This is a genomic window from Agrobacterium sp. rho-13.3 (assembly GCF_033957765.2).
Lineage (GTDB): Bacteria > Pseudomonadota > Alphaproteobacteria > Rhizobiales > Rhizobiaceae > Agrobacterium.
This window is the reverse complement of sequence record NZ_CP192778.1, coordinates 62,716-80,644: the sequence shown is the minus strand read 5'-3', so window position 1 is coordinate 80,644 and position 17,929 is coordinate 62,716. Positions and strand designations below refer to the sequence as shown.

Annotated in this window: 24 protein-coding genes; 14 read left to right on the top strand and 10 right to left on the bottom strand. The window is 54.6% G+C overall.

Annotation, left to right across the window (positions count from 1 at the left end):
- Positions 1–658: 658 nt before the first annotated feature.
- The 8 genes from RMR16_RS26635 to RMR16_RS26600 all read left to right on the top strand — a co-directional run bounded on the left by RMR16_RS26635 (position 659) and on the right by RMR16_RS26600 (position 3,836).
- Positions 659–844 (top strand): hypothetical protein, encoded by a 186-nt coding sequence (locus RMR16_RS26635; protein ID WP_234624980.1) that lies wholly within the window; start codon positions 659–661, stop codon positions 842–844.
- A gap of 15 nt (positions 845–859) precedes the next feature.
- Complete coding sequence (locus RMR16_RS26630) at positions 860–1,066, top strand: hypothetical protein (protein ID WP_234624981.1); 207 nt, start codon at positions 860–862, stop codon at positions 1,064–1,066.
- 15 nt (positions 1,067–1,081) lie between these two features.
- Positions 1,082–1,450 carry a hypothetical protein gene (locus RMR16_RS26625; protein ID WP_320188655.1) on the top strand — a complete coding sequence of 123 codons (369 nt, stop codon included), beginning with the start codon at positions 1,082–1,084 and terminating at the stop codon, positions 1,448–1,450.
- Between the two features lie 33 nt (positions 1,451–1,483).
- A complete protein-coding gene (locus tag RMR16_RS26620; RefSeq protein ID WP_320188654.1) occupies positions 1,484–1,906 on the top strand; it encodes a thermonuclease family protein in 423 nt (140 codons plus the stop codon).
- Positions 1,903–2,166 carry a hypothetical protein gene (locus RMR16_RS26615; RefSeq protein WP_234624984.1) on the top strand — a complete coding sequence of 88 codons (264 nt, stop codon included), beginning with the start codon at positions 1,903–1,905 and terminating at the stop codon, positions 2,164–2,166. Before RMR16_RS26620 ends, RMR16_RS26615 begins: the two co-directional genes overlap by 4 nt.
- Position 2,167: 1 nt before the next feature.
- A complete protein-coding gene (locus tag RMR16_RS26610; RefSeq protein WP_320188653.1) occupies positions 2,168–3,202 on the top strand; it encodes a hypothetical protein in 1,035 nt (344 codons plus the stop codon).
- A gap of 111 nt (positions 3,203–3,313) precedes the next feature.
- The gene (locus RMR16_RS26605) at positions 3,314–3,487 is read left to right on the top strand and encodes a hypothetical protein (RefSeq protein WP_320188652.1); all 174 of its coding nucleotides are present in this window, start codon (positions 3,314–3,316) and stop codon (positions 3,485–3,487) included.
- A gap of 133 nt (positions 3,488–3,620) precedes the next feature.
- Positions 3,621–3,836: a hypothetical protein gene (locus tag RMR16_RS26600; protein ID WP_320188651.1), complete on the top strand. Its 216-nt coding sequence runs from the start codon at positions 3,621–3,623 to the stop codon at positions 3,834–3,836.
- Here the strand turns inward: RMR16_RS26600 and RMR16_RS26595 are convergent.
- The 4 genes from RMR16_RS26595 to RMR16_RS26580 all read right to left on the bottom strand — a co-directional run bounded on the left by RMR16_RS26595 (position 3,833) and on the right by RMR16_RS26580 (position 6,086).
- A complete protein-coding gene (locus RMR16_RS26595) occupies positions 3,833–4,264 on the bottom strand; it encodes a helix-turn-helix domain-containing protein (RefSeq protein WP_234624987.1) in 432 nt (143 codons plus the stop codon). The genes RMR16_RS26600 and RMR16_RS26595 overlap by 4 nt on opposite strands.
- A gap of 69 nt (positions 4,265–4,333) precedes the next feature.
- Positions 4,334–5,269, bottom strand: a complete 936-nt coding sequence (locus RMR16_RS26590; protein ID WP_320188650.1) for a hypothetical protein — start codon at positions 5,267–5,269, stop codon at positions 4,334–4,336.
- Between the two features lie 2 nt (positions 5,270–5,271).
- Complete coding sequence (locus RMR16_RS26585) at positions 5,272–5,535, bottom strand: hypothetical protein (RefSeq protein WP_320188649.1); 264 nt, start codon at positions 5,533–5,535, stop codon at positions 5,272–5,274.
- Positions 5,536–5,537: 2 nt separating this feature from the next.
- Positions 5,538–6,086 (bottom strand): PH domain-containing protein, encoded by a 549-nt coding sequence (locus RMR16_RS26580; RefSeq protein ID WP_234624990.1) that lies wholly within the window; start codon positions 6,084–6,086, stop codon positions 5,538–5,540.
- An 87-nt stretch (positions 6,087–6,173) separates the two neighbouring features.
- Between RMR16_RS26580 and RMR16_RS26575 the strand changes: the two genes are divergently transcribed.
- From RMR16_RS26575 to RMR16_RS26565, 3 genes are all read left to right on the top strand, one after another.
- Positions 6,174–6,566 (top strand): helix-turn-helix domain-containing protein, encoded by a 393-nt coding sequence (locus tag RMR16_RS26575; protein ID WP_407026490.1) that lies wholly within the window; start codon positions 6,174–6,176, stop codon positions 6,564–6,566.
- Positions 6,566–7,864 (top strand): type II toxin-antitoxin system HipA family toxin, encoded by a 1,299-nt coding sequence (locus RMR16_RS26570; RefSeq protein ID WP_320188647.1) that lies wholly within the window; start codon positions 6,566–6,568, stop codon positions 7,862–7,864. Before RMR16_RS26575 ends, RMR16_RS26570 begins: the two co-directional genes overlap by 1 nt.
- Positions 7,865–8,139: 275 nt before the next feature.
- Positions 8,140–9,447 (top strand): telomere resolvase, encoded by a 1,308-nt coding sequence (locus RMR16_RS26565; RefSeq protein WP_320188646.1) that lies wholly within the window; start codon positions 8,140–8,142, stop codon positions 9,445–9,447.
- Positions 9,448–9,536: 89 nt separating this feature from the next.
- Here the strand turns inward: RMR16_RS26565 and RMR16_RS26560 are convergent, their stop codons facing one another.
- The 6 genes from RMR16_RS26560 to RMR16_RS26535 form a co-directional block, all read right to left on the bottom strand.
- The gene (locus tag RMR16_RS26560) at positions 9,537–10,814 is read right to left on the bottom strand and encodes a Y-family DNA polymerase (RefSeq protein ID WP_320188645.1); all 1,278 of its coding nucleotides are present in this window, start codon (positions 10,812–10,814) and stop codon (positions 9,537–9,539) included.
- A gap of 4 nt (positions 10,815–10,818) precedes the next feature.
- Positions 10,819–11,259 carry a LexA family protein gene (locus RMR16_RS26555; protein ID WP_070150285.1) on the bottom strand — a complete coding sequence of 147 codons (441 nt, stop codon included), beginning with the start codon at positions 11,257–11,259 and terminating at the stop codon, positions 10,819–10,821.
- 109 nt (positions 11,260–11,368) lie between these two features.
- Positions 11,369–11,845: a DUF2269 family protein gene (locus RMR16_RS26550; RefSeq protein ID WP_320188657.1), complete on the bottom strand. Its 477-nt coding sequence runs from the start codon at positions 11,843–11,845 to the stop codon at positions 11,369–11,371.
- Complete coding sequence (locus RMR16_RS26545) at positions 11,845–13,128, bottom strand: SDR family oxidoreductase (protein ID WP_320188644.1); 1,284 nt, start codon at positions 13,126–13,128, stop codon at positions 11,845–11,847. The genes RMR16_RS26550 and RMR16_RS26545 overlap by 1 nt, the downstream gene beginning before the upstream one ends.
- A gap of 152 nt (positions 13,129–13,280) precedes the next feature.
- Positions 13,281–15,209, bottom strand: coding sequence for a DUF4139 domain-containing protein (locus tag RMR16_RS26540; RefSeq protein WP_320188643.1), 1,929 nt, complete (start codon positions 15,207–15,209; stop codon positions 13,281–13,283).
- A gap of 65 nt (positions 15,210–15,274) precedes the next feature.
- Complete coding sequence (locus RMR16_RS26535; RefSeq protein ID WP_320188642.1) at positions 15,275–15,895, bottom strand: L,D-transpeptidase; 621 nt, start codon at positions 15,893–15,895, stop codon at positions 15,275–15,277.
- Positions 15,896–16,021: 126 nt separating this feature from the next.
- On the opposite strand from RMR16_RS26535, the gene RMR16_RS26530 reads away from it, so the two are divergent.
- Genes RMR16_RS26530 through RMR16_RS26520 form a run of 3 tightly spaced genes read left to right on the top strand, consistent with a single transcriptional unit; the run spans position 16,022 to position 17,729 of the window.
- The gene (locus tag RMR16_RS26530; protein WP_432355577.1) at positions 16,022–16,822 is read left to right on the top strand and encodes a hypothetical protein; all 801 of its coding nucleotides are present in this window, start codon (positions 16,022–16,024) and stop codon (positions 16,820–16,822) included.
- Positions 16,823–16,843: 21 nt separating this feature from the next.
- Positions 16,844–17,278, top strand: a complete 435-nt coding sequence (locus RMR16_RS26525; protein WP_234625004.1) for a helix-turn-helix domain-containing protein — start codon at positions 16,844–16,846, stop codon at positions 17,276–17,278.
- Positions 17,268–17,729, top strand: coding sequence for a hypothetical protein (locus tag RMR16_RS26520; RefSeq protein ID WP_234625005.1), 462 nt, complete (start codon positions 17,268–17,270; stop codon positions 17,727–17,729). The genes RMR16_RS26525 and RMR16_RS26520 overlap by 11 nt, the downstream gene beginning before the upstream one ends.
- The last annotated feature ends 200 nt before the right edge of the window (positions 17,730–17,929 follow it).

Genomic DNA, 17,929 nt, shown 5'->3' with positions numbered 1-17,929 from the left:
GGATAGTATTATCTATGTGGCAACCGTCAAGGGACACGGCACGCTCACCGGGTATATATTCTATACTATTTTATACTAATTCGGGGTATATCATACCTTTTATACCCGCATTCTATAGCTAGCACTGCCAAATTGTACTATATTTATACTTAGCTAAGCAAATCTATGCTACGCGGTAAAAATCATCTAAATTATCGTAAAATATGGATTATATATGCTTGTAAGCCAGTGGGTTTGCGTGCTAGCATGGCTTCTATATGCGTCGCGCTGGTCGCTCAGCCTTTCCCTTGGGGTTGGCGGTCGCAGCTCAGCACACACAAATTACAAACCAACATATATTTCCTATTGCGCATTCGTCCATATTGGCATATATTTCCCATGTAGAACGCAATATATATTCATCGCAAACGGAGCGATCGCTGCATGTCTTGCCCACCTATCACGCTTTGCAACGTCCCTCAACGCAGGGCCTTCGACATCTCCCCATACATGCCTCTCATTCAGGATATCTGCGCTCTCGCCGCGATCGTCGCGTTCCTCGCAGCAACGCAGAAGAATCCCATGGGTGTCGCCCACCTCTGCCGCTCATGGAGCTTCGGAATCTATCTCTATCGCTGCACACGCAGCAGGCGCAGCCTGGCTTTCTGAGGACAGGACAATGAAGAAAAGTTACACAGTCGTTGAAAACGCGGGCTACGAGCGTGAGTGCGACGTACACACCGCCAACAGCCACGACAACGCTATCAAATGGCGGGATCGCTACTATGAGCCAGGGGAGATCGAAAGCCTCCATGTCGAGATCGCGTGCGACTTGCCGGATGGAAGCCGCACCTACGAATTCTGAACAACGGTGAGCATCATGTCAAAATTGAAAATCAGTACCGTGCAAACAGTCTCCCGCACTACCGCACAAGGCGATATTTATGAAGCAACTCGACCCGACAACGACAGCCCATGGGAGATCAACTTCCCAACAGGAAGCGAGCGCTTCCACGGAAGCCAAACGGAGGTGCTCGCTGAGATCGGTCGGGTCATTGCAATCCACTCAGCGTCTACTGATGATTGATACAGGAGTAAAATTGTGAAAACCGAAACATTCTACGATAACGGGGCGACCATTACGCTCAAGCACGATGACGAGGAGGGACTGATGTCGTCTGTTCTCATCGTAGATCCTAGCGGTGTCGAATTTGATATCCCCGTACCAAGATTAGATGAGCAAGGCGTTCCTAACTTCAATGGACGGCCAGTTACGTTGGATGATCTCAGGGAACTGGCACTGCTTCGAACGACCTATGGGCCTATTCTGCAAAGCACATCTGAGAATGAACGAAGTGAGATGGCCGAGACAATGGGTTCTGACCTCGATGAAGAGGGGAATTACTTTGCGTGGCTTCGCCTTCTTAGGCAGGCAATCAACGAGGGCGTCTTTCGCCCGCACTCCGCCTAAATTTCAGCCGTACTACTTTCAAAGGACCAACCATTGTTCATCAGAACCGGAACCATCGCTGCCCTTGCAGCACTCTTCGCGTCGTCGGCCCCGGCCGCGCAGGATCAGTGGCCGATATGTGCCAGCGGCAAGCGCACAACCTGCATTGTCGATGGCGACACATTCTGGCGAGAGGGCATCAAGTACCGGATCTTAGGGTATGATGCGCCGGAGTCCGGAGATGGCGCTCGATGCGCTTCAGAAAGGGCGCTGGCAGATCGCGCAACGCGGCAACTCCAAAGCCTCATGACTGGCCACGGCATCAAGTACGAAGCTCAAGGCAAAGATCGGTACGGTCGTGTCCTGACGCGGGTAGTGACGCAACAAGGCGATATTGCCGAACAGATGATCGAGCTTGGCCTTGGCCATGCCTACCAAGGCGGCTACCGTGATCGAAACCAATGGTGCCAATCATGAAGCAGAGTACGCCTGCGGAACCAGTAGAACCCACACTCGACGAGTTTACGATCCCGCACGTCGCCTTCGCAGCAGCGGAGCATTATGCCGTTCATCCGCAAAGCAACAAGGACGAGTTGATCAACCGTCTCAGGCAGGATGTCGAGACACGCTACGGGCGCGAGCGCGACAACACCGCAGGACATTCAGCGGCCTTGCAGGCTATTCAGGACGCGGACGCTCGTGGCCTCCTAGAAGCCGTGTACGGGCAAGGGGAGTGAGATGGAGACTGACGAAAATATCACGGCGCTGAACTACAGCGCTCATGCCATCGAAAGCATAAAAGAGACCCTGAAGCGTCTGCCGCCGCACTTCGCGCAGTCTAGGGATGCAATCCAAGCTGTTAGCGACATGCTGCGAAAGTCGGTCAAGTTTCTACTTCCGAACTGTGCAGAGCTGCTCGATCCCATGCACGTTTCCCAAGCGCACATCGATCTTCTGAAGCTGCCGTATCCAATCACGACATTCGAAGCTCCATGGCAAAAGGTCGATGCGGTAGACGCGGGATACCTCGATCATTACAAGTCAACCAGACGCATTGCGCTGTGTTGGGAGCCTGAAGCGACACCGCCGCAACTGGCGCACCTCAACATTGTTCTGGAACGTTTTCCGCAAAGTGGCGTCTTTGTCCTCCCAATCTCGTGGATCGATAACGTAGGATTCTGGAACGTCGGGATCGGCGGCGCATTCATCCCCTACGAAAATACCATGGCAGAAATCGACAAGGCAAAAGTCAGCCCGCTCAGCGCCAAAGCAATGGAGGCGCTTAACAGCGCTGGCCTCCTCCCAAAAAAGGCCCGGCAATTCGCGGCCGAACCTTTCATCCTGCAACTGGAGCATTTCGAATCCGTCACTGCCAGCCATGGCCGCGAGACAGGTTTTGCAAACATCATGAACGACAGCCGCGATGAAGGTCTTGCCGTCATTCAAGCGTGCGCAGTCCTCAATTGCGAGAACGTCGCGACATCAGAAGTCGAACCAGCCGCAAAGCTCAACAAGGCTCGGATCGCCAAAGGCAAAGAGCCCTTTTTCTCGTACAAGGTTCTGGCGCTGGCCGCTGATCGCCCGGCCATGCGTGGCGAAGGAACCGCAGGCGGTTCGCACGCCAGCCCACGCCTTCACCTTCGCAGGGGGCACCTCCGTCGCCTGCCAGAGAAAACCGTATGGGTGAGAGCCGCCATGATCGGTGCGGCGAGCGAGACGGGGACCGTGACGAAGGACTATCGACTGGTGAAAAGCCAGAACAAGACATCCTGATCCAAAAGAAAATCTCTAACGGCGAATTGGCCGGTTTGTCCCTTGCAAGGAAGCGGGCGAGAATCTTTGTGCAGGCAAAAGAGAGCCTGCGGCTCAAACACGGAGATGAAAATGAGCACATCGACAGAAGCTACTATCCTCGCCATCATCGCATTCACTATAGGCCTGCTGGCAACAGGCTCCCCAGGGATCGGGCTCCGCGCTGGTCGCATCGTCAAGCTCGGATATCGAGCTATGGCGGATTGGCTGGACGGTCTTTGCCGTCGCACCCACTGGCTTCCGTAAGCAAAAAGGAAGGGGCGTTCGCGCCCCTTCGTCCCCCCCAAAATCCCAACGCTTTCACTTTGTCGTGGAACCAAACACCCGTTTGAAAGTTCGGCCCAAAAACACGGGGAACCAGCAATGATTGCTAGGCACGGTGAAGATCCGCACCGGAAAGCGCTTCGTAATGCTCGTGATCGGTTTGATCCGGTCGATCGCGAGGATGATCCTTTCCGGCATTTACTCGAACGGCTGGAGGCTGCTGAAACAGCTTGCGCCCGGACTGATGGACAAATTAGCTATAGCAACGACCAGAGAAAATGAGCCACAGGCTTCCCGCACGATCATGGCGCTGAAAAACAGCGAAACCTAAGCGGACTCGGGCTCGGAGTCGTCGCTTACGGCAACAGACTTCACGAGTGCTATGATTTTCTTTCTGAGAATTGGATCAGCGATTTTCGTGAACGCCCGATTCAGCGCTAACCCCTCTGGTGTCCCAAGGAAGGTTGTCACCAAGTTTGCTTCCGGTACAGCCTGCGCACCTCCCGTTTGATCGTTCTCAGCAGACGCAGGCATACCTTCGAAGAAATATGCGATTGGAACACTAAGGAAGCTGGCGATGTGCTGGAGGCGGCTGGCACCTACGCGGTTCGTGCCCTTCTCATATTTCTGCACCTGCTGAAACGTGATGCCAAGAGCATCGGCCAAGGTGGTTTGGCTCATACCCAACACCGTCCTCTGCAAGCGAATGCGTCGGCCAACATTGACATCGATGTCATTCGGTTTCTTCTTTTCTACCAATTTGTGTCGCCTTCCCGCGTTATTCTGGGCGCTCTGGATTCATACCACGTTGATCGCTGCTCCTTGGGTTCATAAGCGCGGCTTTGCCGATGCCGGCGCGCTGGTGGGGGATTGCAGCTCCTTCGTGATTGCCGCATCGAGCGCGACACGATGGCCGTAAAGGCGCTTCACGTCGTAAAGGCCGAATACCACCCAATCCAACTTGGCAGGTGAATCCCCGTTGAAACTTACGGTCATGATGCCGTCGCAGCTCTTATCATCAATGACGAGGTCATTGAACTTGTAGTCGAACGCTCCCTTGCCTTGATAAACCCACTCCGCCATTGCCGCACATGGCTCCTTGGCTTTGAGTGCTTTTACGGGCGTCCCATTCCTGGGCTCATACCCAGAGATAAAAGACCCGCAGTCGCCCGCTCCATTGCTGCAATTCGCATGCTGCCATCCCGTTTCGGGGAGAAGCTTTCCCCCTGCATAGAAATAAGCGACACTCGTGACGTGACCGGATGCATCTTTGTTGGTGATGGTTGGTCGGCCATATTTTTCCTCGACCGTTACGCGCATAGCTTCGGCGCTCATCATCTCTTCAGGGCCGAAATACAGCGCGCGCTCTAAACCCGCAGCGCGGTTCCCGTAAATCGGCGAGCTGAAATAGACGATCGGCCAATCGCCAGCTTTGCCCTTCCGATACAACGGGGGCTGTCCGCTATCAGCTCCACGCCTCAACTCGGACACAAAATCGATTTTCACCTGTGCGCCATTTGGACTGGCAACATTGCCCTGCATCCGAACATCAGCCACACCATTGTCGTCAGGAAATAGCTCTTTCAGCTTTGCCCTTACTTCGTCTTGGGTATCGCCAGGGCGGATGCCAAGAACGTCGAAATTGAGAGATCGATCGAAACGAGTATCTGCTGGAGTATCATCGACGGCAGGGAAATCCTGAGCTGATGCCAAAAACGGTAATGCGGCCACCAGTGTGACTGCTGCAAAAAACGTCTTCTTCAATTCTATCTCCTATCGTGCGGTCCATCATGACCGGTTTCAATGTCGCGTCTTGATGCCCTGTCTAGTTGCCTCGACTTATAAAAGTCGGCCAAACACCAGAATATCACCGAGGCAATGCCGAACGGCAAAAATCGGGGTAGGAAGAGCCAGATTGCATCACCGGCAAGACCAGAGTGCAATTTCTCAGGCAGGCCCTCTGCTGCGCCACCAAAGCCGGTGCCGTAGATGAAAATACAAACTGCGATAGCTTTGATCAGGAAAATCACATTCAAATCCTCCCAGGTCTGCGCATTTCCATCACGCGATTCTGGATTGAAGCCGGATCATCCAATCCGTACATCCGCAACAGAGACGCGCCTCTCATATCAACCACCAAATCACCGGTTTTCAGGAAGCGTTGGAAAATCGACTGCTGTAAGTCGATACTCGCGATCTCCTGCAATGGAATTTTGGCCACCCGGCGACTAATGATTCCCTGCGAGAAGACGAGATATCCCTCCCCCAACGTTAATGTCGTATAGATCCATTGGAGATAGCCGATTACAAACCCAACCGTCATCAATCCTAGAATGATGAACGCACCAATATAGTAATACTGGCTGTAGAAATCTGAAAGGATCGGCCACAACGCTACGACTTGACCGATAATGATGAATACAACCATCAAAATGATCCAAGGAATAAGCTTTATCGCAAAAAACCACCAATGAAGCTTATGCACCTCGGGCGTATTTTCAGCGTCCATATCGTTGCCCATCCGCTCTAAACGTTGTGTTGTCGTTGTTTCTATTGCTCTCATCGGTGTGAAGTCAATCAACGTCCTTCCGGTGACGACCGGCGAAAATCATTATAATGCATCATAGATGTTGCATTAAATGTCTGAATAGAATATCCATATTGCATTATGAAAAACAGTACCCTCCCTTCTCTCAACGCTATTAACGGGCTAAAGAAGCTCGGGGCCGACATCAGTGCTGCTCGGAAACGGCGGAAGATTACGCAGCAGCGACTGGCAGATGGTGCTGGCGTTACCCTGCCGACCATTCGTCGACTTGAAAATGGTGATCCCGGTGTTTCGCTCGCGACACTCGCGATGGTGCTCGTCGTCCTCGGTGAAGGCAAACGCCTGGCCAACCTTCTCGATGTCGGAGGCGACGATGTAGGGCTGATGCTCGAAAATCAGCAGCTTCCACAAAGAGTGCGCGGCCCCCGGCGAAAACCAGCCAGAACGACAATCGACCAGGCGAGACCAGCGACTGTCCCACACCATGACGAAGATTTTGGAGAGGCATTCTGATGGCAAAAGCACTGCAAGTCTGTATCGGCAACAGTGGTATCCTTGTTGGGACTTTGCGCTTTGAAGCCCAAGGCAACCGCGAATTCAGCAGTTTCGAGTATGCAGACACTTGGATTGATAACCCTCGTGGATTTGCGATCGCGCCGTCAATGCCTCTCGATGGAGGCCAGTTTTTCTACAAGAAGGATGGCGATTATGTCTCACCGCTTCCGATGCCGATCGCAGACACCACCCCCGACTCCTGGGGTAGAAATATCATCCGCAGGGATGCTCGCGAGAACCGGAAAGATACCTCTCCCCTCAATGAGCTGGACTACCTGCTATCGGTCGATGATTTCAGCCGGCTAGGCGCGCTGCGCATCCGCGAGGAGGGCGATGATCAGCCCTTTCTTTCAAGCCAGCCTGGAGGGCGGCACGAGATCCCCCCGCTTCTTCAGCTCAATCAACTCGGGCAGTCGATCGCCAGCCTTGAGCGGGAAAACCCCCAAACCGCTGAAGCACTCAAGCGTTTACGACAAATCGGGAGCGCGCTCGGTGGCGCACGGCCGAAATGCTCCGTTGTTGATACGGACGGGACGCTGCTCATCGCGAAATTCACCTCGATCAGAGACACGGAGAATGTCGAGCGCGCCGAAGTGCTGACACTGAACCTTGCACAACAGTGCGGTTTGAACGCACCGTCCGCTCGCCTCGATATGAGCGACGGCTTGCCCGTTGCGCTTATAAGGCGTTTCGACAGGACCGCTGCCGGCCGTCTCCCCTACATATCAGCTCAAACCATGCTTGAAGCAGCCGACGCTACCTCTGGCACGTACACTCAGTTGGCCGAGGCAATAAGGCGGCACTCCGACAGTCCGAAGCGTGATCTATCCGAGCTGTTCAATCGAGTGGGCTTCACCATCCTCGTCTCGAACGTGGATGACCATCTGAAGAACCATGGATTTCTATATACCGGCAACGATCAATGGCGCCTGTCACATATCTTCGACGTAAATCCGGCACCGGAACGTCACCGGGAACTGAAAACCGCGATCTCGGAGATTTCCGGCAGCGAGGCGAACCTGGACGCGCTGATCGAGCACGCGCCGTTCTTCGATCTCACAGAGGACCAGGCCGCACAGAACATCCACGATATGGCGACGACGATCAATACCAATTGGGAACCGCTTGCCGAGCGCTTGGGAATGACCAGGGATGACATAAAAACCTACCGGCCCGCATTCGAACACCGCGAGATGACCAAGGCCCTCCAACTCGACCAACCGGGTCCGGGTCCGTCCTCCCACTTTGAGCCTTGAGACCCCCGATGATGCCCCGTAATTAATGGAAGCCGTGCCGGCGGTATTTTACCACAGGCTTCGGCCTTCTCTTCGGCGCAATTTGGATTAGCGCGTTCAGGCCTGCGCCTGCTTCGCCCGGTTACTACGAACCGGGCTTCGGCCCCAAGGGCTGGAAAACCTAGGTCTCGTAAAAGGCTCTTGTAAAGATCCCTCACATATATTTTTTCGCAATATATACCCTTGCCTGATTTGCATGGTTTATATATGTATGGGGCAACTCAAGGAGCGGATCAATGGTCAACACGAAAGCAAAAACTAAGGTCCCTGTGCTGACAGATCGCATCAACGATTTCGTCGGCCTTGTCGCGGCGACGAAGGATGCTAATGGCGATTTCGACGGGAAGGAAATCAGCGTGCTTTGGGACGCTGAGGTTCGGTACCACTTCGAAAATGGCCGCACGGAAAAGACGATCGAGCTATACATCAACAAATACCGGAAGGCGTTGAAAGAGGCCTTTGGGGATAAGAACACACCCGTTGCCATCTGCAACATGCGCAAGCTGCGCGACCGCTTAAAGAGCTATATTGCCGCTGCCGACCTCCCTCAGTCAGGCGTCGCCGCGTCGATCGAGGAGCGCATCGAACGCGCCGAAGAGAATATTGTAGGTCGCAAGCCGACGCTACTATTGCAGATCTCCTCATTCATTGAGGCTCTTAACGATATCAGCGACAAGGCAGGGATGCAGGCCCTTTGGCAAAGCGAGCTGAAAGTGCATGAGGGCAAGGCTCTCACCACGATCATATCTTATGTAACCAGATATCGAAATGCCATTCGTGAGGCGTTCGGTGAAGAACATCCTATGATGAAGATCGCTTCGGGCGATCCTGCAATGTATGATGAGGCCAGAAAGCGGAAGATGGCCACGATAGCCGTCAAGCATGGATCGCTCATCACCTTCGAAAATTACAAGGAGGTCGTGCGGATCTGCACCGACCTGCTTAAGTCTGAAAAACCGATGGAAGTTGCCATAGGCCTGATCGGCACGACTGGCCGGCGTCCGTTTGAGGTGTTCACCCGCGCCGAGTTTTCTCCCGCACCCTACGCAAAAGGCGTCTCCAAATGGAGCGTCCTTTTCAAGGGCCAGGCGAAGACGAAAGAGCGTGAGGGCACCAAATTCGGGATGACCTACGAAATCCCGACACTGGCACCCGCAACGCTCGTCCTTGACGCCTATCAGCGGCTTCGCGCAAGCAGCCAAGGTAAACTGTGGCTACAGATGAAGCTCAACGACTTCAGCGACGACGCACGACTACCGCTGCGTGATGCTGTCATCGAACTGTTCGGAAAGCTGTGGCCGAAAGAAGAAGATCCCAAGCCCTATGGACTTCGGCACCTCTACGCGGAGGTAGCGTACCACAATTTTGCGCCTAAGACGGTATCGAAGAACAGCTATTTCGCCGCCATCCTCGGTCACAACAACAACGACTTGGAAACGTCACTCTCCTACATGACCTACACGCTTCCAGAGGAGGTCGGGGAATCGTTGGTGCGAGCTGAGCGAGTAGCAGACCGTACCACGCATCGCCTCGAAAGCCTGTAGTCAATCGAGAAGTTGATGAGGCGCTCAGCCTATTTCTCGGCCACGAGTCGGTCAATCTCCCCAATCGCCGTCTACCGTCGGCGCAACAGTTAAGCTTTTGCAACAGGCAAATCGGATAGCCGCGTGGTATAGCGCGGCGATCTCATATCCGCTTTGGTCGCAAAGGGCTGTTTAAAGCCCTCTGATGCGAGAATCAGGGTTTTCTTGCCCCATCGGTCGTTCACTGCATCAAGGGCCGCTGACAGCCTTCCTGATCGCTCCTGTTCATGTGCGAAGAGGTCAACGGGAGCAAGCTCGGCGGGAATAAGGTCATCCAATATGATCCCGGCCTTGGTATAAGCAAAACCATTCCCCTCTGGATCGCCCTTCCAAGCTCTGGCGGCGCAGACAAGGGCGGTGCCGACGAGCGAGGTTGTCGCGTTTGACGGTGGGGAAAGACGAGCTGTCCTCGATCCGCTATCGCGAGCCGTTCCGTTGTGCGGGTTGGTGTGAAAGAAAACCTGCATATGGCTGGCGACGAGGCCATGATTGCGAAGCTTCTCGGCCGCTCTGGTCGCATGGGCGGTGATCGCCTGCTGCAACACGGCGAGAGATGTCATGGGACTGCCAGCGGATCTTGTGACGGCCATTCCTTTACGGGTTGGTTCGATGTCCTGAATGTCGATGCAACGCAGCCCATTCAACTCGGACACGGTGCGCTCAAGCACGACTGTTCCGATCTTTCGAGCGAGCGGAAGGGGCATGTCGCGCAACTGCGAGACGGTGTGAATTCCGATCTCTCGAAGCTTGGCGGTCGTTCTCGATCCCACGCCCCACACTTCCGAAACATCGGTGCGAGCCATGCAATAGCCCGCGATCTCCGTGTTCATCAGGTCCGCGACACCATTGAAGACCGGGTTTTTCTTCGCAATGAAATTCGCGAACTTCGCGAGCGTCTTGGTCGGCCCGATCCCAATGCAGGTTGGGATTCCTGTATTCTGGCGGACGGTTTCCCTCATCTCGGTCGCATGATCGAGCATTCGTCCACCGAAGCCAGAAAGATCAACGAAAGTCTCGTCTATCGAGTAAACTTCTGTTCTCGGGGAAAAGTCGGCAATCGTCGCCGCCACTCTGCGGCTAATGTCGCCATAAAGCGTATAGTTCGATGAAAAGAGACGAATGCCGTGCTCTTTCGTCTTCTGCTTAAAATGGTGCGCGGGCTCCCCCATCCCGATGCCAAGGGCCTTCGCTTCATTCGATCTCGCGACGGCGCAGCCATCGTTATTTGACAGGACAACCACGGGCTTGTCGCGCAAGCGCGGGTCGAAAAGCCGCTCGCAAGAAACATAAAAATTATTGCAGTCGATCAGCGCTATCGGTTCAGCCATGGCTTCAATCGACTGGATAGCGACGGGCGATACCCGCGACGATGCCGAATATTTCAGTGGTTTCGAGCACGGCGAGCGGCGGGTAGCGTTCGTCGGAACGCGCCTCAAGCCACATTCGACCGTCGCGCTGTGTCAGCACTTTCAGGAGCATGTCGCCGTTGTGGTAGGCAAGGACCGTTCGTCCTGGCTTCACCTTTCCTGCCCGATCAATGGCGACGAAATCGCCATCAAGGATGCCTGCGCGACACAGGGAGTTGCCACTCACGCGATACCAGAATGTCGCGTGTTCGTGTCGTACCATCCAAGCTATGAGGTCTATTGGATCTTCTAAGTCGTCGCCTGCCGGTGACGGGAACCCGGCTGAAATCCGCAATCCAGCAGTCTTGATCTCGCGAACGATATAATCGACGGAAACAGGCTCAATGGCCGAAAAATTGGTTTTCATAGAAAGCCTCGGCATTGCTGGCTGTTATTTCTGTTCTTATTATGTTCTCATATTGGGTCGAGTCAACTCGGATTCGCTCGATCTCCCTGCAGGATTGATCGCAGCTATTTTAGAAGGAGATATCCGGCTTTGCGAGCATGAGCCATATGATGGCTAGGACGGCGAAAAACGCAGGGAAACCGCAGGCAAACCAGATGCGATAGAGCCGATACCATTGCGCCGGTAGCGGCTCCCCCAAGGAAGCGGCTGACCTTGCGAGATCCCGCAAGCGGATCTGTATCCAGACGACAGGAAGCCAGAATAGTCCCGTGAACACGTAGAGAACGAGCGACAGCGCTATCCAGCCTTCAGTTAGCGACCAGCCGATACTCTCCGCGAGGAAGTATCCCGTGATTGGCTGAACAACGGCAGCAGTGGCCGTAAACAGCGTGTCGGCTATGACCACGGTCCCCGATACATGCGCAATGAGCGCCGGATTATCGGTTTGTCGTACCATGACCATGAAGAAGGCTATGCCTGCGCCGGTCCCGAACAAGACCGTCGCTCCGACGACATGCGCAAGACGCAGCCACTCCGTGAGATCCATCATCTCTCATCCAACGTTGCCAGCGCCACAAAGCAAAGCGCAATTGACGGAAGCACTTTCACCAGAGGCCCGAGAGGATCAAGCCATAGACCTGGCTCCAAGATTGTCCCGCCAGCGAGATAAGACGCCGAGACGATCAGCATTCCGATCATCGCCCTTCGGGCGAAAGGCCGCATCAGCACAAATAACCCCAACGCCACATCGAGCGCACAAGTCGCAAGGGTGACACCCATTGCCATTGCTGGTGACATGAAAGGGAGGAAGTGCGTTGCAGCGCGAGAAGGGTTCGCAAGCGGAACGAGGCCCGACAACAGCCAGAACGCAGCAAGGATAACGATGACGATAGGCTTCAGGAGGTACAGCCGGGCAAACCAAAGATCCTGAACGCCGGAAGGGTGAGCGTCCAACGTCTGTTGAGCCGTGCGAGCCAAGGCAGGCGCCTGCACAGACTGGCGGATCGTTACCCCCGCCTCCATCACCTTCATTGCTGTTGAGCGCAGCGGCGAGCGCCAGCCAAGTTGCCCCGCAATGTCGGCCAGATAGGTGACGATCCTGCCTGCGGCAGAAGGAACGGCGACAATCTTTGCAGGCGCGAGCCCAAGCCATTGCCGGTGCAGTTGCACTAGCTCGCCCAAGGTCATTTGCTCACTCGCAGCAAGATCGATGTCAGTGCCAGACGGAAGACCACCGTTCACAGCCACAGCAACCGCTTCTGCAACATCATCGACGGCTACAGTCTGGACCTTGCTACCGGCATGAATGAGCGGAAGAACGAAAGGCATACTGGCAAGAGAACGCAACAACGCGCTTCCGCCATAAGCATTGCGGCCAAGCACGAGCGCAGGCCGCAGGATAACGTGTTCCAGCTCGCTCGCGGCCAAAGCCTCATCAGCTCGACGCTTTGTCGCTAAGAATGGAAGTGTGCCGGCACCGCCGTCTGTACGGGCAGAGATCTGGATTATGCGCCCCACGCCTGCCATTGACGCCGCTTTATACAGCGCCGCCATGGCCCGGTCCTGAGATGCAACCAGGTCATCGGCCAAACCGTCTTGCAAAGCGCCCGCGCAATTGACGATGGCCTGTTTGCCGTCGATCAAATCTCGCCACGTTTCGGCTCTTGTCATAGCGGCTAGGTCGCCTGCTACCCATTCTACCGACACCCGCTTATGCTTCGCTCGCTCCACATGCCGCCCGAAACCGGTCACTTGATGCCCGTCTGCGATAAGCCGGGTTACAATTGAGGTGCCGATAAAGCCGTTCGCTCCGAGAACTAAAATTCTCATCAAACGCAGGCACCTGACCGCAGCACTGCGTTAAAAGCGACGATCGATTGCTCTTTGTTCATCCATACGCCTCTGTTCTTCGCGCTGCCTCTCGTGACGCCGCAAGTCCTCTGCCCGGCGCGCTTTCCGCGCCCTAGCTTTAGCGATGCCTGTCAGAACGTCCTAATGATGTTGCCGACCTTCTCGGTGAAGTCGTCCAGAACCTTTCGCTGCTCGATCCGCTGACCTTCGATTGAGCCAAGCTTGTCTTCCAGCACATTGAGTTGCTTGTCGAAGCGATTTTTCGTATCTCCTTCACCGACAGCTTGCAGATTTTCACGGACCCGAGCCTGCTCTTCTGCCGCCCGGCTGTAGTCCTGATCTAGCACTTGCAGCTTTACCTGCGCGTCATTCTGGCTCCGCCGTGCATTTGCAAGTTCAGCAAGCTTTGCCTTCGTCTCGGCATCCGCTGCTGCATCCTGCCAAGCTACAAGAGTAAAGGCGTCCGCATCGATGAGTGAGATGGTTTCGTCGTTGACCAATTCGAACCGAGTTTCGGCACTTTTAAGTTCACCGGCCTTCAGCTTGGCCTTGATGCGATAGTCGCCGACGGTGGCCTCATCCTGACCTTCAGCCTTGAACGTCCAGCCGCTACGCCTGGGGATCTCGATGACGACCGTCCGCTCGCCATCCTGAGCACCGGTTATGTCGTAGGTCGCCGTCTCGACAGTGGAAGACTTCGTGTGGATCATGCCATCGACCACCTTGAGGCTGACGATCCGCTGATCTGTTTTGACGGACGAGGCAACGTTGACTTTCTGGTCGACAGCAAAGCTCACGGACTGCTTTCCGTCTCGTGGTAGGCCGTTGATCTGAGCATCCCCAACATATCCGACTTTGTCGTCGTAAACGGTCATGATGCCCGGCGGCAGGCTAATCCCCGCGTTGTTTTCAATCAAAGCAGCAGCAACCGGATGGTTGCTTGCCATGCCTGCCCGGTAGAGCGAGACCATTTCGGCCTTCACGCCTTGATCGATGATGGGAACGGACACCGTATCGCCATTCTTGATGTTGTAGGTGCCTTTGAGCGCGAATGTGGATGTCACATCCTGCTCGGCCGCGTTCGACTGCTGGCCTAGCGCCATTGCGAAGGGAGCTGGCGCTGATGCCTCAAAATCCATTGAGCCAGCCATTGGCGCGGCCTCGACCCGGTTTGCGCGCTCCATTATCGGCTTTGCCATCGCTTGTGGGAGGATCGCCGATGCGGTGTCGATTGGCACTTCGGTGCGGTCACGCATGAAATGTTGATGGAGTGCCTGCTTGAGAGTGACCGGCTTGCCCGAAGAGAGTGTCACGCCTACGTTGGTCCAGTCCTCTCCCGATGCATTTTCGAACACCGCCCAAGCTTGCAGCCGAACTTCGCCTTCCTTGCTGGTCACCAGACGATATGATGTTTTCCAGATCGGTGCCGGAACCACGTAGGAAATATCGACGTTCCGCGCTGCCGATCCGTCCAGCTTCAAAGTCACAGTCCGCGCACCATCGGTGTTGCCTCTGGCAATAACATCCATGGCTGTCTTAAGCTTTGCTTTGACAATGGCATCGAGAATTTCGACCTTTGTCCCCGGCATTGCAGCCATGGCAATTTCGCCATCATCCGTCATCAGGGATAGTTGCCAGGCCTTGGGCGTCTTTTCGCCTTCGATGGCGGTTACGCCTAGAACAATACCTTCCTTGTCGCCTGCCTTGACCCGCGTTCCCTTGATAGCATCCAAAAGCTTTGGCATCGAGGACAGGTCCGAAGCCTTGAAAGGCAGCGTCCGGAAGGTCTCCTCAAGGGGATTTGGCCCCGCAAGCGACAGGTTCTTGACCTGCCCCATGCCGTCACGGACAACCAGGCTTTTCAGGACATCGTCAATCTGGTCGAGCGGGACCTCAATGGTGATTTCAGAATCTATGCCGACCTCAGCAGACCTGATGATTTCGGCCAGACCTCCGGACGACAGGGTTACAGATTTCACCGGACCATTGACGGCGGCGAAGGCTGTTGTTGAAACGAGTGTGAAGAAAAGGGCTGGAAGAACGCGTTTGGTAATCATCATGAAAGCTCCCCTGCTTGGACTATGGCGACGTGACAGACAGTCCCCGGCTGCTCATTCAAACAGTATTACTGGTGGACGGTAACAGGCGTTCCCGCTCGAACCATCTCATACAGCTCTTCCACGTCTTCACGATACATTCTGAAGCATCCGCTGGAAGCGTTCGTTCCTATTGAAGAAGGATCGTTCGTGCCATGGATTCTCAAGAGGCCATCAGCGAGATACAGCGCTCGCGTTCCCAAGGGATTCGATGGCCCCGGATCTACAACGGCAGGAAGGTTTGGGTTCTTTCGGCGCATTTCCGCCGTTGGTCGCCATTCTGGATGTTCCTTCTTCGACACCACACGGGTCGTCCCGAACCATTGCTTACCCTCTCTTCCGACAGCAATCGGGTAGGTGAACTGTTCACCTGAAGGCGTGGTGTAATAGAGGGTATGTTCGCTGGTGATGATCTCGATAGAGCCCCGACCACCTCTTGCGGACGGCTCGCGCGAGCCCGGCGCACCTTCCTCATACAGAGGCGCGCGATCATATCCCTGCGGATCAGAGTATGGATCGTTATATCGGTACTGGTCGCCTTCCCAATATTCGTTCGGGCCATCATAATTTCGCTCGTAATACTGCGCTGACGCGTGGAAAGGCAGCAGCAAATACAAAAAAGCCGCGACAGCGATGAACGCTAGTTTCATTTTTACTCCATATTGCGCGCAACCCGCGCAACGATTTACGCTAAATGTTGGTTTTTTTAGGTGTCCGTCCGGACTCTCACAAGAGGATAGCGCGATGAGCGGCAAATCTACCGAAAGCTTGTGCGTATGAGACTATATCAAGCCCTTGAGCACCTGAAGGAACGCCGCTTCAAAGCTATGGAGCCGTGGGAGCCGGGAGCGCTCGAGCAATTTGTCAGCCACCTTCAGAAGGCGGCTCCAACATGCGCCGAATTCTCGTTTAGCTTCCTCGATCCAGAGTCTGCCGACGATACCCTTCAGACGTTCACCGACTTTTCCAACGAGCTGTGGGACGCGGGCATTGCGCCTATCCCCCACGACAGTTTCTGGATCTCGTGGGATCAGAAGGTAAGCGCCGATGTGGTTCACATGGCCGCTTACTGTGAGCGAATTCTCGATGGCACAGGCAAGCCTGCCTCACTGTCTGTCCGCTCGATGTACGAGACAAAGCGGCGCGACGGCGTGATCTTCCTAAATCAGCATGGCTTCAAAGCCATTGGCGATCACAAGCATATCCTTGTCAGCGATGCTCAAAATCCATCAACTATGCACCTCACGGATCTGGGTTTCGAGGTTGCCGCCGCGCTGATCGGAGCACTCGCCACTCCCCAAGCAATCCGCCGCGACGAACCCGCCCCTGTAAAGCTCAACAAACAGCGCCTACAGAAGGGACGGGAGCCGATTGGCCCAATGGTCGTCATTGACATCAGAGCCAGCCAGCAAGCCGCTGCGGCCAAACGAGGCGAAGGCAGTTACACGGTGCGACCGCACTGGCGACGTGGCCACATCCGCCATTTGGCTGACGGGAGATTGATCCCTATTCCGCCATGTTGCGTAAACATGGAAGCAGGCGTGCCCCTCAAACCAGAATATGTCATCAAGGCTTGACGCTATTAACAGGTTGAATGGATGCAAGCAGCGATGGCGAACGCAAATCTTTCCAAAGCTCCTAGCCAAGCGGATATCGACGTTGGGAGGAAGGTAAGATTTCAACGCATAGTCTATGGCCTAAGCCAAGCCGATCTCGGCGCTGCGCTATCGGTGGCCAGGCAACAGATTCAGAAATATGAAAATGGAACGAACCGCCTACGCGGCGATCAAATTGATACTTTATCCAAGCTCTTTAAGGTGCCAATCCAATACTTCTATGAGTACGATCCTGAACGCAGCGGGCTCCCCTTTGTTGAGCAACAACAAGCAGATGATGATATGTTCCGTTTCGTCCGCTCCAAGGCTGGAAAGGAACTGAACTTCGCGTTCCTTCGGATTCGAGATCCAGAAGGCAAACGTCAAGTGGCTGCACTCGTTGAAAGCCTCACGAGGAAAGACGACAATGGCAGTTGATTTTGAGGACCTGCCTTACAGCCGACTGGAAGAGCATATTTATTTTCTTAAAATGCTTGGTGTTGGCGAACGGCTCCTAAAAGACGTGACGCACGTTCTTGAGGAGCTTGGGAAAGACCACCGTTATCCAGTTCCCCCGCACTTGATCCTGTTGCTGCCCGCCGAAATGATACCTCGTCGCATGGTGAAGATTGCCGAGGTTGACGTTGCGGAATTTCAAATGATCGCACACACCCTGTTACAGATCAGGGCGGCTCATGGTGATGATCCCGCAAAAGTCGCTGGCTTCGCAGTCGCCTCCAGTCTTCGGGCTAAAGGAAGTCCGGTGCGGCGAAGACGCCGTACACCAAGATCCTCTCTGACAGATAGAGAGATCAGGAAAATGGCTCGAAACCTTCAATCACTCGATGACGGTGCTGTGATCAAAACCGACGATGAGGATGCCTTTTGAGCGAGATGCAAACATGCAGATCTGCACAACGACAATCTCTCAAAATCACCATAGGTTTTGTCTGTCCCTGAATTTGGAAATAGGGGACTGGTGCTCGCACCGTTAAGCGTCGTTCGTCCTGAAAAACGAACGGCGTTTTTCTAAAGACGGCAGCAAAATCGAAGCCCGCCACTCGTGGGGTTCGAGTACGCGGGCCTCTA